This window comes from Peribacillus aracenensis, from assembly GCF_025175645.1.
Taxonomy (GTDB): Bacteria; Bacillota; Bacilli; order Bacillales; family DSM-1321; genus Peribacillus; species Peribacillus aracenensis.
In genome coordinates this window covers 1-15,261 of the sequence record NZ_JANZMJ010000016.1, presented here as the reverse complement: position 1 = coordinate 15,261, position 15,261 = coordinate 1, and the positions used below count along the sequence as shown (strand labels likewise).

Below are 15,261 nucleotides of genomic sequence, written 5' to 3'. Positions count from 1 at the left end.
ATGTCTCGGAAACTTGCGGCGTGCAATCGGGGAACGGCAGTTATAACTGTGTACGCTGCGGTAACAAAGATCAAACGTTGTTTTATACATTCCCTTGCAAGATTTGCAAGCAAGATTGCACCTATTGCCGCTCATGCGTCATGATGGGACGGGTCAGTGAATGTGCAAAGCTTTATAGGTGGACCGGACCCTGCGTTCAGTTTACGATTCCTGACAATGTGATGAGGTGGGCAGGCACTTTATCGGCAGGTCAACAGAATGCCTCCGACTGTGTCGTTGAAGCCGTGAACGGAAAAGATGAATTCCTGGTATGGGCCGTATGAATAGCCGGGAATGAATACATAAAAAAATGACTAATTAAATACGCCAATCAATTATGACGTTGTCACCATCTAAATGAATTTCTTTTATATATGTTTGTACAATTGCTTGTTTATCCTTAAATTCTAAATCCTCAAAATCACTTTGGATATTCTCTAAAATTTCATCAGTGATTATATGTGTATCCTCGAAAGTGGACCTTTGATTCTGAATTAGTTTTTCTTTTTCAGTATTCAACTTGCTCATTTGTTTTTCCAGTAAGTCATTATTGATTAATTCATTTGTGTATAATTCGATTACTCTTTCCATTTTTTTATCTGTATCTTTTATTAGTTTTTCGTAGTTAATCGTTTGCTCTTTCTTTTGAGCCTTCGACTTTTTAATTGAAATATTTTTTAATTCACTAATCACTATTGATTCTAATTTAGATCTATTCCAAATCTTATTTTTACACTTCTCGTCGTACTCGGAAGGAAATCTTCTTGCTTTGCAAATGTAGTAATAATACTTCTGGGGATTTTTCTTCGAAATGCTCGTTGAATACGATACAAAAAGTTCATTACAACATTGACAACGTAATAGCCCGGATAAAAGGCTCATTTTAGCCTTATGAGCGTTGTGACCTTTATGGCGTTGTAATAGTGCCTGTACGCGTTCAAATTGTTCAGGGTTAATAATAGGTTGGTGTTGACCTTTATAAAGCTTACCAGCGAAGCTAACCATGCCTATGTATAAAGTATTAGCTAAGATGTCTCTATATCTTCTGAATCTCCATACCGCATGACCTTCCTCTTTCAAACTTTGTTGCATCTTTGTGATTGAACGATACTGCTCATATAAATCAAAGGCTCTTTGGATATGCTTGGCCTCTTCATCCTTAATTATCAATAACCCATTTTCCCTTGAGTATCCTGCTGGGTCATAATCCCCACCCATTGAACCCAATCCATTTTCAGCACGCTTTATGTGTCCCATTCTCATTCTTTCAGCAATCGTTTCACGTTCTAATTGTGCAAATACAGATAGTATTCCAATCATGGCTTTTCCGAAAGGAGTAGAAGTATCTAAAGTTTCTGTTATGGATACAAAATCAACTTTGTTTTTTAGAAAATGTTCTTCAATCAATTCTAGTGTGTTCTTTTGTGATCTAGACAATCGGTCTAATTTATAAACAAGTACTACATCTATGTTTTTTAAATCCTTAATCATTCTCTGTAGGTCGGGACGATCTAACGTTGAACCTGAATATCCACCATCAATATAGATATTGTAAATATCCCAGCCTTTAGCTTTACAAAATGCTTCTAAACGTTCCTTTTGTACTTCAATGCTGTAATTTTCGACTTGCTCCCGTGTACTAACGCGAATATATAGGGCCGCCTTAGTCATAATAATCACCTTTCAAATTAGAATTTAATATCTAATGGAGCCATGTACCAAACTAACTTTCCTTTGATGTGAATAGGATTAAATTCTTGTTCCTTATGATCGTAATATTGCGTTATGTGTTTTTCATTAAAGCTTTCTGGTTCCAAAGTAACTCCATTTTTAAACTTAAAGAACCTTTTTAACGTTGCATCATAACCATTAATAGCAACTGCAGCAATATCCCCGTTATTTACTTCTAAGGTAGGATCAATCAAAACTAAAGCATCAGGAGGTACAATTTTATTCATGCTATCTCCATTTACCTTTACTAAGAAAGCATGAGGATATTTATCAGCAACTTCTGAAGGAACATTCACCCATTCTTGAACTTGAATCATTTCAAGTGGAAGACCAGCTGCAATGGAACCTAATAATGGCATTGGTTTTGAAAAGCCTTCGACTTTAGGTTGTTTTAAAGGATTAATGGGATTAACTTTCGTTTCCTTATCTTCAATAATATCGCTTTTCAAAATACCAAAGTGATCAGCTATTTTTTGAATAGCACCCATTCGGGGGTCTTTTATTCCATTCTCCCAAGTAGATACAGCTTTATCCGATACTCCAGCAATTTCAGCTAGATCTTTTTGGGAAAGATTATGTATTTCTCTCAGCTTTTTTATGTTTTTACCAATACTCATTTATTTCCCTCCGGTCTGTCTCTTTATAAAATTAATATTACCCCAAAAGTAGAATTAATTCAATATAATAACGAAAAAAATCTACTTTTAGTATAGTTAATGAAAAATAAGTAGATTATGTAGATAAAAATTACTAGAATAGCGTTGACAATCTACTAAAAGTAGAATAACATGTGATTGTGAAGGTTAAAAAGCGAGGTGATAACCATGATTCTCACACTGAAACAAGCCAGATTAATAAAAGGTTTTACACAACGCGAAATAGCTAAAAAGCTTGGTGTTCATGTTCAAACTTACAGTAAAATGGAAAAAAATCCTGGTGATGTTACAATCAAGGAAGCAAAGAAGATTTGTGACATTTTAGATTTAAGTTATGATTTTATTTTTTTTAATGTAGATTCTACTTTAAGTAGAGAATTCGAGGTAGGTTCTACCTATTAAAGTAGAGGGAGGTGATCAGATGAGGATTAAGGAGGATTTAATTGTGACTAGTATATCTCTAGGGGGATATGAAGTTCCTGTTCCTATAGGGCTGTCTGAACTCCTTAATAGAGCCGGTGCTTGGAAGTATATAGCACCCGGTTCCTTGGATAATCAAATGGATCCCCTAGAGAATTATGAAAGAGAAGTTGTTAAGGAAAATGGGAATTTTAGAACGTATTTGACCTATAAAAAGCCATTAGAAAATAAGAAGGTTTCTTAAGGGGGGTATCTCATTGGGCGAATTCATGGTTTACGGTTTGATAGCTTTACTCTTGTTTTTAGGCGGCTGTATGTGTGGAAGTTCATTGACTTCAGGGCGATTGAAGGGAGGTGAGACTAGTGAAAAGCAAAATTGAACAATTCATAAATAGTTCCAATAAAGAAATAAGGAACATTGAAGAACAGCTTATTCAATTAGTAAGAGAAGAATCCAAGCAATATCGTGATGTTGAAAAAAGTTTAAATGCTTTAAAAAAACAGGTTAGATGGGATGGAAATGCAGTTTTAATTTCAATTATCGATAACGTCACTAATTCTTTCGAGAAAGAAAAAAACGGCTTATCCGTCAAATAAGCCGCCAGAAGAATTATAATGATTCAATTTTCACAATCGATGCAGTGTTATAAACAGTTTTTTGTTCATCCATTTTAAAGAAGTAGTTACCCTTAAAAAACAATTCAGTCAAGGAAGGAATCAACCCATCATGGTTATGACCCCAAAGTTCGTAAGGTTTACCTTGAGCAGAAGCAATACCTTCTTCTGGAGATTCAGTTGCCACAATTGGGCAGAAGAAATCACCTTCCTTAACAACTAAAGTTTCATTATTACTGAAAGTAATTATAGCTTTATCCATAATTACACCTCCTTTCATAGGAGAATTATACCAGATTAGGAGGTAGTAAAGTTGAAAATCAAAACTAAGGAATGGTTAGCAATGACTGAGGTAGACCGTTACATGGAAGTTTATCGTGCTTATGTAAGAAGCCAAAAATAATAAGGGAGGTGAAGCAAATGGGAAGAACGATCAAGTCTATTGATGTAATCGCTGAAGCAACTACACCTTTTATTTATACCTTTGAGGTTGGTAAGGAATTCGGTGGCCAAGCTGTGGATGACATTATCGAACATGATGGAGTGTTCAAATTGTTTAATCGCCGTGATGAACTTATTACTGAAATTAATTTACCTGTAGTTAGTGTGAATTACGAATATCCATTAGCAGCAGTCAATTAAGGAGGTGATTTCTTGAAAAGTGGTAGAAGGCCTACTAATCGACAACGTAAAGCCATGGAATGGGCAGGCATACGAGATTCAAAGGAATGGTTAGTCATAAAAAGCTTCCCTTATGAATTGCATATCGTCCACAGAATAACAGGCCGGATAAAGGAGGTTCCAATCTAGTGAGTGTAGAGAACCCAATGGTAATTGATTCATTGTGGAGGAAAGAGCCAAAAGTAATTGGAGTTTGTGAAGGATGTGGTCAAAGTATTTATTCCTTTGAAGACTTTTACGATATGCAGGATCAAGAAGAAACGGTTCTCATCCATGAAAGTTCTGAATGCTGTTTCCAATATGTTGCTGATAGATCACTTTGTAGAAACGGCAAAGAATAAAAAAAGCACTGCGCCAACAGTGCCGTTTAAAAAAATACTTATCTCACATACATTTTATACATTTTTTATCCAAATATGCAATAGGAGGAAAAAATAATGTATTTCGATTCAAAAGGGCGTACAGTGTTCAGCCCAAATAATAATTTATTAGAACCTTTTTATAAATTACTAGAACAATATGAACCTTCTATAGGTGGTAGTCATCTATATGAAGATTTAATAGAAAACTATGAATACCTTGATTCGATGTTAAAGGAAGGTGAAAAACCAAATGGATGCATTAAAGAACATCAAGAAAGATCGAGATCATGTTTTAAGGGAAATATCAGAAGCAAAAACAAAAATTGAACTTAATATACAGGCCAATGAATCCATTTCAAATTCGATTGCTCGAAAGGAACGTTTAGTTAAGCAATATAACGAAATTATTGAGCATGTAGAAGAAAAGGAAGTGAAATAATTGGAAACTACAAACGGTTCTGAAATTAAGAAAAGCAAAAAGGCGAAAGTCATTATCTACTCAAAGCCTGGGGACGGTAAAACGACAGTTGCTGGATTGCTACCAGGCAAAACATTGGTGCTCGATATTGATGGGACATGTCAGGTATTACAAGGTTACTCAAATGTCGATGTTGCCAAGGTTGACTCGAGTGATCCCCACCAAAGTATTTTAGATTTTTATGCGCATGCAAAAGCGAATATCGCTAATTACGATAACGTTTTTGTGGATAACCTTACCCATTATCAAAAGCTTTGGTTGATGAGTAAGGGCGAAAAAACGAAAAGTGGAATGCCGGAATTAAAGGATTACGCTTTATTCGATAACCACTTACTGAAGGTTATTGAAACATTCAATGGTTTAGATGCCAATGTCATCTACACTGCCTGGGAAACTACACGCAGCATTATCCATGATGACGGTCAGCAATATAACCAATTCATTCCGGATATTCGTGACAAAATCGTAAATCATGTAATGGGAATCGTACATGTTGTCGCTCGATTAATTAGAAAAGCAGACGGGACCCGCGGATTTATTTTGGAGGGTAACCAGAGCATTTTTGCCAAGAATCATCTTGATAATCGTAAAGGCTGCGTTCAAGAAGAAATATTAGTATCAACCACAAATGAAAATACAGGGGGAAATAAATAATGTCATTCTTTAAATTTGATGAGGAAAACGTAAGCACAGGATTTGAGTTAGTAGCAGAAGGGAAATACGAGGCAATCATTATTAATGCAAATGCACAAGATTTTCAGGGTCACCCAACGTTAAATCTAGACTTTGAAATTCGTTCAGATGTTCCACAAGCTCATCAGGGTGCAAAAGTTTTGTACAACACACTATATTTCCATAATGATGATCCTGAGTATAAAGAAAACAATATTAAACGTATCAACAGTCTTATCAAAGCATGCGGCTTCCCTAATGGAGTTGAATTTAAAGATCCTGACGACATGGCAAAACAGCTTTTTAACAAAAATTTGATTATTACCGTTAAGCATCAAGAAGATAAAAAAGATAAATCAAAAAAATATGCTAAAGCTAGATTCTTCGAAGCATCTAAGGTGAGTCCTCCAGAACAAACAGGACCGTCAATTACCATCGGTGATGATGATATCCCGTTCTAAATAAAATTAAATAGAGAAGTTGGTATTTTACTAGCTTCTCTTTTTTATACCCAAAAAACGATGTTTAGCACTAATTGGAGGGCAAAATGAAAGAAAATCCATACAATTTCAACGAAATCCCTGCCGAATTAAAAGCCCTTCCTCAATGGATTTTGTGGAGATCGGAAAAGCGAAATAACAAACCAACAAAGGTGCCATATCAAGTAAATGGAGAAATGGCGCAGGCGAACAATAGACGTACCTGGTCGACATTTGCAACAGCAGTCAAATTCTACTTAGAAGGCGACTATGACGGCATAGGGTTTGTATTTAGCCGGCAGGACAATTACATCGGCATCGATATTGATAAATGTGTTGTAGATGGAAAGACGAATGCTCTTTCAACAGAAATTATTGACACATTAGACAGCTATACGGAGTTCTCTCCTTCTGGGACCGGAGTCCACATCATCATTAAGGGGAACCTTCCACAAACTGTTCTAGGGACTGGCCGAAAGAACACTAAGCATGGCTTAGAAATTTATTCATATGGACGTTATTTCAGTTTCACTGGTAATCGTGAAAATTCTAATGACGTATATGATCGTACAGATGAAATTGCTGAAGTATTTGAGCAATATTTCGATGACAGTGATATACAAGGCCGCGTCAACTTAGCTGAATTTGAAAAAGACGAAATCAATATTACGAACGATGCTTTATGGGGCCGAATTTTCAGAAGCAAAAATGGCGATGAAATACGTTCGTTATTCAATGGGAATCTGATAAATGATGATCATTCAGCTAGTGATTTGGCCCTATGCAATCACCTTGCATTTTGGACAGGCAAATCTGCAACACGAATGGATACTATGTTTCGTGAATCAGCCCTTATGCGTGATAAATGGGATGTCATCCATTTTAGAGATACAAATGAAACATATGGAGAACGAACGATAGCAACAGCCATTTCTTCCACCTCTACAACAATATTAGATAACAAGGAACAATTCGAAGAATTCTCCTTTGACTTCCACAATATTGAGGAAGAAGTTGTGGAGGAAAAGCCTAAAAAGAAATTCCGTTTAACTGAACTTGGAAATGCAGAACGGATTGCATATGAATATGGTCATGTCATTAAATACGTTAGTGATATAGGTTGGTTCATATGGGATGGAAAACGGTGGAAGGTAGACAATAAAAAAGAAATTGAGCGCATCACAGCCAAAGTATTGCGCGGGCTTTATAAATCTGAGGATGAATCAGAAACAAAGTGGGCGCGAATGTGTGAAAGAAGAAATATCCGAATGAATAGTATTAAAGATTTAATGCCACTTGTCCCGGCTGAACGTGAAGATTTCGACCAACATAAATTTTTATTAAATGTTGAAAATGGAGTTATTGATTTAAAAACTGGAAATCTCCAGCCGCATGATCGTGAGCTCGGAATATCAAAAATTTCAAATGTTGAATTTGATGAAAATGCCAAACATCCAACTTGGTCAAATTTCTTGGACCAAATATTTAAAGGTGATAAAGACTTAATTGATTATATGCAACGGCTTGTCGGTTACTCCCTAACTGGAGACATCTCAGAGCAATCCATGTATTTCTTAGTCGGTGGTGGTTCAAATGGTAAATCGACATTTGTAAATACAATCAAAAAATTAATGGGAGATTACGGATCCCAAACAAAATCAGATACGTTCATTAAGAAAAAAGATACTGGTGCAAATAATGATATTGCCAGGTTAGTAAATTCGAGGTTTGTTTCGGCCGTAGAGTCAGAGGAAGGCGAAAAATTGCAAGAATCTCTTGTAAAGACTATTACAGGTGGAGAGCCAATTTTAGCTCGGTTTTTACGACAAGAGTATTTCGAATTTATTCCAGAATTTAAGGTTTTCTTTACAACAAATCATAAGCCGATTATTGGTGGTGTAGACGATGGTATTTGGAGACGTGTAAAAATTATCCCATTTACTTTAAATCTAAAGCCGCATGAACGTGATAAGAAACTGGAAGAAAAATTGTCATTTGAAATGCCAGGGATTCTAAATTGGGCAATTGAGGGTTGCTTGAAGTGGCAGCGGTTAGGGTTGCAAGACCCGAAAGTTGTAACAGATGCAACCGGTAACTACAAAGAAGAAATGGATATTTTAGCACCGTTCTTGGGTGAAATTTGTTACATTGATGAACCGAAAAATGAAGCAGTCAAAATCGAAGCGAAAGAATTATACAACGTTTATGACAATTGGTGTTTTAAATCTGGTGAACGCACATTAGGGAACAGATCATTCTATCGAATGTTAGAAACAAAAGGCTTCGGAAAATTGAAGGGCGCTGGAAATAAAACATATTTAACAGGAATTACCTTAAAAGAGAGGATGCCAGTTACTAAAGGGGTTATCGAGAACGAACAAAACAGCTTTTTTAAGGTCATTAAATAACTGTTTGGGTGTTTCAGTAACTTTTAATAACTTTTCAAAAATACAGTCGTACCAAGGGTTTGAGTTAACTTATATTGTTATTTAGTTATTTTAGTTATTTGTTTTTCTATTAATTAAAAAAATAAAAAAATATATAAGTACTATTAGGAGCAGTAATACCCAAACACCGATAACTTTAATAACTTTTCGTCTCAATCCCTTGTGGCTCTAAGGTTTAGACAGTTATTCTTTAATAACTTTTAGTTAATGAAGGCTGTTTTTCGTGATTTTAAGTAACTGGTTGATAACGAGGTGATAGATTTGCAGGTTTTAAGAATTTTAAGCTTCATATGGAAATCTGGAGCAAATATTTCTCTTGATAAAAGTGATGATCGAATTGCAATAGAAAGACCAAAATTAATTCCAAAAGAAGTTATGGATGCTGCAGAACAAAATTCTGAAAAAATCGATGAATGGTTTAAATCATGGAAAAACGCTAGTGCTGAGAAAATCACTCTTATGAAAATGGTTCATCAAATCTGTGGATGGCAGCATAACGAAAAATTAAATGATTGGTTATGTAATGAGGATGGTACATTTGCGTTGTTTGATGAATGGATGTGTTCACTTGCTAGGAATGGATGGAACGACATTTATGAAGATTTTCGGCAATTTGAAAATGATGAATCAAACAAAATGGCTAGAGAATTATACATGCGCGCTGTCAACTATGCCAAAAAGCAAAATAAAGCAGGTGAAAGAAATTGATTTCCTACCATTACTCAGATACGGAATTAAATAAAATACTAAAAACATTAACGATCGTTGTTGATACTCGTGAAAATGTAAACGGCCATATACTTGATTATTTACGGCAAAAAGATATTCCAGTGAAAATTCAAAAACTGGACACTGGCGATTATGGCTGCATGATACCTAAAAATAATGAATTGGGAATAGGTCGCGATATTTATTTAAGCAGCAGAGTGGAACGTAAAGCTCATATGGATGAAATTACAGGAAATCTTCAAAAGGATACACAAACAACATTTGAAAACGAATTAATTCGCTCTAAAGACATTCCTTTCACTTTAATTGTGGAGGATTTGCACGGTTACGAAAAAATGCTTAAAGGAAAATACCGTTCCAAGTACAATCCATTAGCGTTGCTCGGAAGACTTAATACATTTAAAGCAAAATACAATTTTGAAATCGTTTATTTAGATCAGAAATTCAGTGGGAATTGGATATATCACCATTTTTACTATCAAGCAAAGCACTATCTTAGGACCGGTGTTTTTTAATGAAGGCTATGAATGGACAAAGATACAAAGCTTTCTGTCCAGCTTGTAAATTTACAGTGTATTCAGGGAAGCGCCAACGACTAAATAATTATAAATTTTCTTGTACGTGTGGCTGTCATTTTGTCTTAGATATTAACTTTGCTAGAAAGGATTGAACTATGGTCTTACGTAAAAGAGTTGAACTTGAAAAAGACTTTTATAAAAATGAACTGCTAAATATGGGGTATTTCAAGACGCCGGAAGGTCTGCAGCTATATGAACTAACATTGAGCGAATTGGAGGATATCTACAAAGCTGAAAAAGCGAGGAGAAAACATGACGGATAAACAAAAACGCCGTACTCGAAAGTCTTTGGCTAGGAGAAAAAAGGATCGTTTAAATCGTGCTTGGAGAAACATCTTTGTTAAGTCTGGTTATCTGGAAAACAAGGGGAGGAAAGATATTTATGGCTAGGCAAATACAGCCGGTTATTATCCGCCGGCAAAGGAAGCATGAGGCTGAACAAGCTATTAAGGATTTATTAGCGAGGGGGTTTGAGGTTGTTTCCCCTCTTAAACAGGAAAATCCTCAATCTGAAATGCTTAGTATTTATTCTTTCGAGCAAAAGCGATTCCAAGTTGAAGATTTTTCTTCTCCTTGGATTGCTAAGTTGAGAAGAGTCGTTGAGTAGACACAAACTGTGTAGTAAAAAAGCCAAGTGGAATTTTCCAATCAGCTCCTGTTTTTTAGATTTTTACCGGTTTCAGTACCCGCATTGAAAATAGCTACTACCATAGTAAAGAAAAAAAGAATTTGTATTGCTGAGTTAGCTTTCCAATATCCCAAGAAATTCATGAACACAAGAATGACAAATAAAAGAGCAGTAACTATGGTTATAAAAAGGCGTACGTTAAGAGACATTTTATCTCCTCCTCATATATGTAAACTATATTTATATAAAGGTTAACATGATAAAGTTGGTTTTAATACCATTATTTGAAAATATTACTGCATAGTTCGAATAAAAAGGAGGTTTCATACTATGGGTTATTCCCGAGAAGAACAAGAAACTTCATTGGTTTTTGACAATAGTACAGGCAAGTGGACCGTTTACTCTACTGTTCCTAAACACATTCGAAAACTTGCTAATATAACAGAGTTATTTGTCCTAGAATACGAGGATGACAGACCGATAGCTGTTAGAGGAACTTTATTAGAAAAACAGGTCAGTATGAAAAATGTACCCAAGAAGCGCGAAATGACTGAAGAACAAAGACAACGAGCTGCTGAAAGGCTTTCTAAGGCTAGAAACGCTTTATAAATAAAGGAAAACTTTCATCAACTCTCTTTATAGGAGCAATTAGTCTACTTATACTTTCAAATAAAAATAACGGTTATAAATAGGAGGATTAATCAATGTCAAAAGTACAACTTAATCAAAAGGAACAACATTATGCAGATACACGGGAGGAAGCAGAGGAAATTGTTTCAGCTGCTAAAGAAAATAACAACCTTCAAATGCACAAAATCACAGAGAAATATAACAAGTACGGTCAGTATTTCTTAATTGATTTAACGTATGCTTATCAAACTCCTAAAGAAGTAATGGAGAGTCAACCACAAAACGATAATGCACCAGAAGGACAAATGAGCACAGATGATTTAGAAGAGCCGCATGAAGGTGTGGAATACACGATTGAGAAAGATGGTTCAGCAAGTGTTAGCCCTGACCAACTAAAAACGGCTGAAGAATTAATCAATTGATTGAATAAAATCCCTGAGCTTAGGCTTGGGGTGTTTTTTGAGAAATGGGGGATACAATGAGCTTTAAATTACCTGAATTAGATCGAAATGCTACGCAGTCAGCTGTGGAGTCTCATTTGGAAATATATCGCCTATATAAATACTTAATCTTTGAGGAACGAGAAGCATCGGTGACAGCAAGCTCAGAAGTACGTTATCATGGCCCAACAAATCAGACTAGTGATCAAACAGGAGATATTGCCATCTATAATGCCGATCAACAAAGATACCAAAAAGATTATTGTGAACGTACTGAATGGGCTGTCAAGCGATTGCCTAAAATGGAGAGATTTTTAATTGAAGAACGTTACATGTCCCAAGATAGTGATTATATAAATGATTTTCAAGTGTACTGTTATAAATTCCAACCTCCAATTAGCCATGTGACTTATGGAAAGATTAGATGGAAAGCTTTCTATCGGTTGGCTTTAACGCTTAATCTTGCTGTCACGGTAGGTAATTAGTTTCAAAAATGTTTCAAAAAACTTTCAAAAATATTTAGGGATTTTTTCATATTACTTTCATTCGTTTGGATTTAGATATGGTAAATTTATATCATCGGAAATAAAGAAAGGGCGGCACTCAACTTATGAGTGTCGTTATTTTTAGGACAAAAGAAGGATATGCCCTCCTGGTGTTGAATTACTTATAAGTAATTTAATAAATGGGGGTAATAATATGTCATATAGAAAAGTAAGATTCGAATACTATCAGGTTGTCTATAAAAAACGTGAGGATGGGCCTCACGAAAGAGACAGATTATTTGATTTGTTGTTATGGATGGACCAAACTACTAAACGTTCTTTAGAAGGAAGAACATATGATTACCTACAAGAACAAGCACGCCTTGAAACTGCATATTGGGATGAAGAGCTAGGTTTTTCTTTTTTGCATTTTGTACGTCTTAGAGATACGAATATACCATCAACAGCAAGGGCGTCTGCAGGAGTAGAGCCTTTAGAGTTAGAAGATGACGAGTTTATTGGGGAAGAAGTTTCAGCACTGTATGACGAAAATAATCACGTATTAATGCTTCAAAGAAATAAATTTAGCTTAGGGCCTGAGGGGATTGAGGATTATTTAAACCTAGCGTGGAATAATGAAAACGAAACTATCTATTTAAGACCAATAGCTCCGCCTAATGCATTTGAATTAGCAAGAAGAGCAGCAGAATACAGAAAAATCAACATTCGATTTGCTGATTTAAGGCAAGTGAACGCTGGCACACTAAGAGAGAGGTTTAGGTCTCCATTAGGCCAAATAATAGGGTCATTTGATCAATACCAGGGCTTAAATGCTCAAGTTGTTATAACTGTTGGAAACACTAGAAACGCTTCACTTGACGAGGAAACAATTAATGATACACTTATTGACATTGAAGAAAATCGAGAGTTATTTACAAAAGCAGAAATTGCAAGAAAAGACGATGATGATTCAAAGGTAGAGTTAATAGATCTGTTTGCACACAAAGCCCATGACTTTGGAACTTTTAGAATGGAAAGAAGAGAAAGCTTAAGTCATTTCGCGATAGCCAAAGAAATGTGGGATATTTATAGTGCTACTGAGGGATGTAATAATAGGCAACGCGATATAAATCATTATCTGAGGTAATCTATCGGAAGGGGCTAAGTGTCGTGATTAAATTTATATCATGGTTTTACCCTTTATTTATTTCAATAATTGTGGTTGTAATATCCATACGTTTTGACTTCTCATATACTGTTGAGAACTTTGATAAAGTGTTAGATGGTACGATTACTTTTAGTTCGATTGTGGTGGGTTTTTTAGGGGCGTTACTTGGTATACTGGTAAGTATAAAAGACAGTGCGATTGTTAAATCAATTTTTGATTCGAAAGAAAAGCATACTTTAAAACGTTATTTTAATGAAACATTTATAATGGGTTTTTTGGTAGTAATTCTTTCCTGTGCAATGCATGTTTTACGCGTATATCCTTCAATTACAACTAAAGTGATTTTCTATATTTGGTTAGGACTTACATGTTGGTTCATACCATCTACTCACCGGATAGTAAACATATTAATGTCTGTATTTTTCAAAACAAATAGCAAGGACAAAAATGAGCGGCCTGAAAGCAATAAAGTTATTGAAGTTAATAAACGTCAGTCCATGAAAGAGCGTCTAAAAAAATAAATATTTAATTAAAGGCACCTTATTTTTAGGTGCTTTTTATATTGGAAAATATAATAAAATATCCCAATTTATATTGACGTGAGTAAACATAAATGATATAATTAATATATAGAAAGGGGGGACAGCAAGTGGCAAAAATGGCAATCGTGCTAGGGTTGATACTAACATCGCTGATGATAGTAGAAAAAATCGTAGACATACTTACAAAAATAAAAAAGCTCAAAAATGACGCTACCGACAAGTAAGCAATCAAAATTTGAGCCGAGGGAGAGAAGTTCACGGCTTCTCTTCCTTAATAAGAATTATAACAGGATGCCACTTGTTAAACAATATGATGAAGAATGTAAAAGATTACGTAGTACTTTTGATTTTAGCTTATCTCTTGTATTTTCAATACAAGGTGCATGATGGTTTATTAAAGAGCGCGTTGGATATCTTACTTATTATCTTGATGTCACTCATGATAGTGGATAAATCCCTGGATATTTATCGTAAGATTAGAGAACGGAGGTCGTGATGTATACATTTAATTCAAGAGAAGAACTTGCAGAATTCGTTCAGAAAGAAATTATCAACACCACTGAAGCCTTAGATATCTTACAATGCTCTAGACAAAACCTGAATAACTTAGTCAAAAGGGAAGTCATCAATCCAATTAAGGATTTGCCCAGAGATAGGCTTTTTCTTAAAGAAGATATAGTAAAACGTAAAAAGTATATGGATGAAAAAAGGGAAGCATCATCATAAAAAGATGGTGCTTTTTTCTATGGAGAAAGAAGAGGGAGGAGGAAATAAAAAACGACCCATAAAGGGTCAGATACTTTTCTTCATGCCACAATTGCGACACTCGCGAATATAGACATAGTCCTTAACGGAACTTTTAAACTGGGCTTTATCACAATTATCACATTTACCACTGTTAATATCAGGTTGGTCTTTATAGTCGTAAACAATGGATGTATCATAGCCGTTGTATTTTTCTTCAGTCAATGCTAATCACCTTCAATAATGGATTCAACTTTATATATGATATCAGATATTTATTAAGGGAGGTAGAGGGGGAGTGACAGAGTATAAGACAGAAGCACAGAAGCAAACTTTCTATAAGTCAGGGGCATGGAACAAGCTAAGGCAGCAGGCATTGGATAGAGACAATCGTGAGTGCCAACAGTGTAAGCGTGAAGGCAAGGTGCATGTGGACTCTAAGAAGGTTGACGGAGAACGGAAGAGTATAGAGCTTAACGTCCATCACAAGTACGAGATTGAAGATTATCCGCAACTGGCATTGGTGTTGGATAATCTCGAAACCTTATGCCTGAACTGTCATAACAAGATGCATGACCGTGTTTTTGGAGGGACAAAGCAGAAGAAATGGGATGATGAGAGGTGGTAACACCCCCGGGTCAAAAACTTTTGCATATATTTTTTAACCCGCGGACCGGGGGAGGGGCCCAACTGTCTGAAAATATTTAAAAATTAGGCTTTCACATTAGGGGTGTTGG

General features: G+C 35.5%; 28 protein-coding genes and 1 pseudogene. 24 read left to right on the top strand and 5 right to left on the bottom strand.

What is annotated here, in order from left to right; translation table 11 throughout:
- Positions 1-20: 20 nt before the first annotated feature.
- Positions 21-323, top strand: coding sequence for a hypothetical protein (locus N0M92_RS16400; protein ID WP_260286776.1), 303 nt, complete (start codon positions 21-23; stop codon positions 321-323).
- A 34-nt stretch (positions 324-357) separates the two neighbouring features.
- Here N0M92_RS16400 and N0M92_RS16395 read toward each other — a convergent pair whose 3' ends face one another.
- Both N0M92_RS16395 and N0M92_RS16390 read right to left on the bottom strand, forming a co-directional pair.
- On the bottom strand, positions 358-1,710 hold the full coding sequence (locus tag N0M92_RS16395) for a recombinase family protein (RefSeq protein ID WP_260286775.1): 1,353 nt from the start codon (positions 1,708-1,710) through the stop codon (positions 358-360).
- A gap of 17 nt (positions 1,711-1,727) precedes the next feature.
- Positions 1,728-2,387, bottom strand: a complete 660-nt coding sequence (locus tag N0M92_RS16390) for a LexA family protein (protein WP_260286774.1) — start codon at positions 2,385-2,387, stop codon at positions 1,728-1,730.
- A gap of 207 nt (positions 2,388-2,594) precedes the next feature.
- Between N0M92_RS16390 and N0M92_RS16385 the strand changes: the two genes are divergently transcribed.
- From N0M92_RS16385 to N0M92_RS16370, 4 genes are read left to right on the top strand one after another with little or no spacing between them, the layout of a single operon-like run.
- Positions 2,595-2,828 carry a helix-turn-helix transcriptional regulator gene (locus N0M92_RS16385; protein WP_260286773.1) on the top strand — a complete coding sequence of 78 codons (234 nt, stop codon included), beginning with the start codon at positions 2,595-2,597 and terminating at the stop codon, positions 2,826-2,828.
- A 19-nt stretch (positions 2,829-2,847) separates the two neighbouring features.
- Positions 2,848-3,090 (top strand): hypothetical protein, encoded by a 243-nt coding sequence (locus tag N0M92_RS16380; RefSeq protein WP_260286772.1) that lies wholly within the window; start codon positions 2,848-2,850, stop codon positions 3,088-3,090.
- 13 nt (positions 3,091-3,103) lie between these two features.
- Complete coding sequence (locus tag N0M92_RS16375; RefSeq protein ID WP_260286771.1) at positions 3,104-3,226, top strand: hypothetical protein; 123 nt, start codon at positions 3,104-3,106, stop codon at positions 3,224-3,226.
- Complete coding sequence (locus N0M92_RS16370) at positions 3,210-3,443, top strand: hypothetical protein (protein WP_260286770.1); 234 nt, start codon at positions 3,210-3,212, stop codon at positions 3,441-3,443. The genes N0M92_RS16375 and N0M92_RS16370 overlap by 17 nt, the downstream gene beginning before the upstream one ends.
- Positions 3,444-3,456: 13 nt before the next feature.
- Here N0M92_RS16370 and N0M92_RS16365 read toward each other — a convergent pair whose 3' ends face one another.
- Positions 3,457-3,723, bottom strand: coding sequence for a hypothetical protein (locus tag N0M92_RS16365; protein WP_260286769.1), 267 nt, complete (start codon positions 3,721-3,723; stop codon positions 3,457-3,459).
- Between the two features lie 158 nt (positions 3,724-3,881).
- Between N0M92_RS16365 and N0M92_RS16360 the strand changes: the two genes are divergently transcribed.
- From N0M92_RS16360 to N0M92_RS16305, 12 genes and pseudogenes are all read left to right on the top strand, one after another.
- Positions 3,882-4,103, top strand: a complete 222-nt coding sequence (locus N0M92_RS16360; protein WP_260286768.1) for a hypothetical protein — start codon at positions 3,882-3,884, stop codon at positions 4,101-4,103.
- Positions 4,104-4,115: 12 nt separating this feature from the next.
- Complete coding sequence (locus N0M92_RS16355; protein WP_260286767.1) at positions 4,116-4,271, top strand: DUF6906 family protein; 156 nt, start codon at positions 4,116-4,118, stop codon at positions 4,269-4,271.
- Positions 4,271-4,483 (top strand): hypothetical protein, encoded by a 213-nt coding sequence (locus tag N0M92_RS16350; protein WP_260286765.1) that lies wholly within the window; start codon positions 4,271-4,273, stop codon positions 4,481-4,483. Before N0M92_RS16355 ends, N0M92_RS16350 begins: the two co-directional genes overlap by 1 nt.
- 271 nt (positions 4,484-4,754) lie before the next feature.
- On the top strand, positions 4,755-4,943 hold the full coding sequence (locus N0M92_RS16345; protein WP_260286764.1) for a hypothetical protein: 189 nt from the start codon (positions 4,755-4,757) through the stop codon (positions 4,941-4,943).
- The gene (locus N0M92_RS16340; RefSeq protein WP_260286763.1) at positions 4,944-5,636 is read left to right on the top strand and encodes an AAA family ATPase; all 693 of its coding nucleotides are present in this window, start codon (positions 4,944-4,946) and stop codon (positions 5,634-5,636) included.
- A complete protein-coding gene (locus tag N0M92_RS16335; protein ID WP_260286761.1) occupies positions 5,636-6,115 on the top strand; it encodes a DUF669 domain-containing protein in 480 nt (159 codons plus the stop codon). The genes N0M92_RS16340 and N0M92_RS16335 overlap by 1 nt, the downstream gene beginning before the upstream one ends.
- 86 nt (positions 6,116-6,201) lie before the next feature.
- Complete coding sequence (locus N0M92_RS16330; RefSeq protein WP_260286760.1) at positions 6,202-8,541, top strand: phage/plasmid primase, P4 family; 2,340 nt, start codon at positions 6,202-6,204, stop codon at positions 8,539-8,541.
- 300 nt (positions 8,542-8,841) lie between these two features.
- On the top strand, positions 8,842-9,288 hold the full coding sequence (locus tag N0M92_RS16325) for a hypothetical protein (RefSeq protein ID WP_260286759.1): 447 nt from the start codon (positions 8,842-8,844) through the stop codon (positions 9,286-9,288).
- On the top strand, positions 9,285-9,824 hold the full coding sequence (locus N0M92_RS16320; protein ID WP_260286758.1) for an ERCC4 domain-containing protein: 540 nt from the start codon (positions 9,285-9,287) through the stop codon (positions 9,822-9,824). Before N0M92_RS16325 ends, N0M92_RS16320 begins: the two co-directional genes overlap by 4 nt.
- A gap of 158 nt (positions 9,825-9,982) precedes the next feature.
- Positions 9,983-10,150: a Fur-regulated basic protein FbpA gene (locus tag N0M92_RS16315; protein ID WP_260286756.1), complete on the top strand. Its 168-nt coding sequence runs from the start codon at positions 9,983-9,985 to the stop codon at positions 10,148-10,150.
- Positions 10,140-10,247: pseudogene (locus N0M92_RS16310) on the top strand (DUF3983 domain-containing protein); the annotation flags it as partial. The gene N0M92_RS16315 and the pseudogene N0M92_RS16310, both read left to right, overlap by 11 nt.
- Before the next feature lie 22 nt (positions 10,248-10,269).
- Positions 10,270-10,494, top strand: coding sequence for a hypothetical protein (locus N0M92_RS16305; protein WP_260286753.1), 225 nt, complete (start codon positions 10,270-10,272; stop codon positions 10,492-10,494).
- A 41-nt stretch (positions 10,495-10,535) separates the two neighbouring features.
- Here N0M92_RS16305 and N0M92_RS16300 read toward each other — a convergent pair whose 3' ends face one another.
- Positions 10,536-10,724, bottom strand: a complete 189-nt coding sequence (locus N0M92_RS16300) for a hypothetical protein (RefSeq protein WP_260286752.1) — start codon at positions 10,722-10,724, stop codon at positions 10,536-10,538.
- Positions 10,725-10,845: 121 nt separating this feature from the next.
- On the opposite strand from N0M92_RS16300, the gene N0M92_RS16295 reads away from it, so the two are divergent.
- The 6 genes from N0M92_RS16295 to N0M92_RS16270 all read left to right on the top strand — a co-directional run bounded on the left by N0M92_RS16295 (position 10,846) and on the right by N0M92_RS16270 (position 14,506).
- Positions 10,846-11,124, top strand: coding sequence for a hypothetical protein (locus tag N0M92_RS16295; RefSeq protein WP_260286751.1), 279 nt, complete (start codon positions 10,846-10,848; stop codon positions 11,122-11,124).
- A gap of 95 nt (positions 11,125-11,219) precedes the next feature.
- Positions 11,220-11,567: an organic solvent tolerance protein OstA gene (locus N0M92_RS16290; protein ID WP_260286750.1), complete on the top strand. Its 348-nt coding sequence runs from the start codon at positions 11,220-11,222 to the stop codon at positions 11,565-11,567.
- A gap of 56 nt (positions 11,568-11,623) precedes the next feature.
- Entirely contained in the window at positions 11,624-12,070 is a 447-nt protein-coding gene (locus N0M92_RS16285; protein WP_260286749.1) for an ArpU family phage packaging/lysis transcriptional regulator, read from the top strand.
- A gap of 214 nt (positions 12,071-12,284) precedes the next feature.
- Entirely contained in the window at positions 12,285-13,217 is a 933-nt protein-coding gene (locus tag N0M92_RS16280; RefSeq protein WP_260286747.1) for a DUF6731 family protein, read from the top strand.
- 23 nt (positions 13,218-13,240) lie between these two features.
- Positions 13,241-13,759 carry a hypothetical protein gene (locus N0M92_RS16275; protein ID WP_260286746.1) on the top strand — a complete coding sequence of 173 codons (519 nt, stop codon included), beginning with the start codon at positions 13,241-13,243 and terminating at the stop codon, positions 13,757-13,759.
- Between the two features lie 516 nt (positions 13,760-14,275).
- Positions 14,276-14,506, top strand: a complete 231-nt coding sequence (locus N0M92_RS16270) for a DNA-binding protein (protein ID WP_260286745.1) — start codon at positions 14,276-14,278, stop codon at positions 14,504-14,506.
- Between the two features lie 66 nt (positions 14,507-14,572).
- Here the strand turns inward: N0M92_RS16270 and N0M92_RS16265 are convergent, their stop codons facing one another.
- The gene (locus N0M92_RS16265; RefSeq protein ID WP_260286744.1) at positions 14,573-14,749 is read right to left on the bottom strand and encodes a hypothetical protein; all 177 of its coding nucleotides are present in this window, start codon (positions 14,747-14,749) and stop codon (positions 14,573-14,575) included.
- Positions 14,750-14,822: 73 nt separating this feature from the next.
- Here N0M92_RS16265 and N0M92_RS16260 point away from each other — a divergent pair, with 73 nt between their 5' ends.
- On the top strand, positions 14,823-15,152 hold the full coding sequence (locus tag N0M92_RS16260; protein WP_260286741.1) for an HNH endonuclease: 330 nt from the start codon (positions 14,823-14,825) through the stop codon (positions 15,150-15,152).
- Positions 15,153-15,261 lie beyond the last annotated feature (109 nt).

What these genes read in the sequence shown, in the direction of transcription:
- N0M92_RS16395 (WP_260286775.1), bottom strand. Translation starts at nt 1,710, where the DNA reads ATGACTAAGGCGGCCCTATATATTCGCGTTAGTACACGGGAGCAAGTC.
- N0M92_RS16390 (WP_260286774.1), bottom strand. Translation starts at nt 2,387, where the DNA reads ATGAGTATTGGTAAAAACATAAAAAAGCTGAGAGAAATACATAATCTT.
- N0M92_RS16385 (WP_260286773.1), top strand. Translation starts at nt 2,595, where the DNA reads ATGATTCTCACACTGAAACAAGCCAGATTAATAAAAGGTTTTACACAA.
- N0M92_RS16380 (WP_260286772.1), top strand. Translation starts at nt 2,848, where the DNA reads ATGAGGATTAAGGAGGATTTAATTGTGACTAGTATATCTCTAGGGGGA.
- N0M92_RS16365 (WP_260286769.1), bottom strand. Translation starts at nt 3,723, where the DNA reads ATGGATAAAGCTATAATTACTTTCAGTAATAATGAAACTTTAGTTGTT.
- N0M92_RS16360 (WP_260286768.1), top strand. Translation starts at nt 3,882, where the DNA reads ATGGGAAGAACGATCAAGTCTATTGATGTAATCGCTGAAGCAACTACA.
- N0M92_RS16345 (WP_260286764.1), top strand. Translation starts at nt 4,755, where the DNA reads ATGGATGCATTAAAGAACATCAAGAAAGATCGAGATCATGTTTTAAGG.
- N0M92_RS16335 (WP_260286761.1), top strand. Translation starts at nt 5,636, where the DNA reads ATGTCATTCTTTAAATTTGATGAGGAAAACGTAAGCACAGGATTTGAG.
- N0M92_RS16330 (WP_260286760.1), top strand. Translation starts at nt 6,202, where the DNA reads ATGAAAGAAAATCCATACAATTTCAACGAAATCCCTGCCGAATTAAAA.
- N0M92_RS16315 (WP_260286756.1), top strand. Translation starts at nt 9,983, where the DNA reads ATGGTCTTACGTAAAAGAGTTGAACTTGAAAAAGACTTTTATAAAAAT.
- N0M92_RS16305 (WP_260286753.1), top strand. Translation starts at nt 10,270, where the DNA reads ATGGCTAGGCAAATACAGCCGGTTATTATCCGCCGGCAAAGGAAGCAT.
- N0M92_RS16300 (WP_260286752.1), bottom strand. Translation starts at nt 10,724, where the DNA reads ATGTCTCTTAACGTACGCCTTTTTATAACCATAGTTACTGCTCTTTTA.
- N0M92_RS16295 (WP_260286751.1), top strand. Translation starts at nt 10,846, where the DNA reads ATGGGTTATTCCCGAGAAGAACAAGAAACTTCATTGGTTTTTGACAAT.
- N0M92_RS16290 (WP_260286750.1), top strand. Translation starts at nt 11,220, where the DNA reads ATGTCAAAAGTACAACTTAATCAAAAGGAACAACATTATGCAGATACA.
- N0M92_RS16285 (WP_260286749.1), top strand. Translation starts at nt 11,624, where the DNA reads ATGAGCTTTAAATTACCTGAATTAGATCGAAATGCTACGCAGTCAGCT.
- N0M92_RS16280 (WP_260286747.1), top strand. Translation starts at nt 12,285, where the DNA reads ATGTCATATAGAAAAGTAAGATTCGAATACTATCAGGTTGTCTATAAA.
- N0M92_RS16270 (WP_260286745.1), top strand. Translation starts at nt 14,276, where the DNA reads ATGTATACATTTAATTCAAGAGAAGAACTTGCAGAATTCGTTCAGAAA.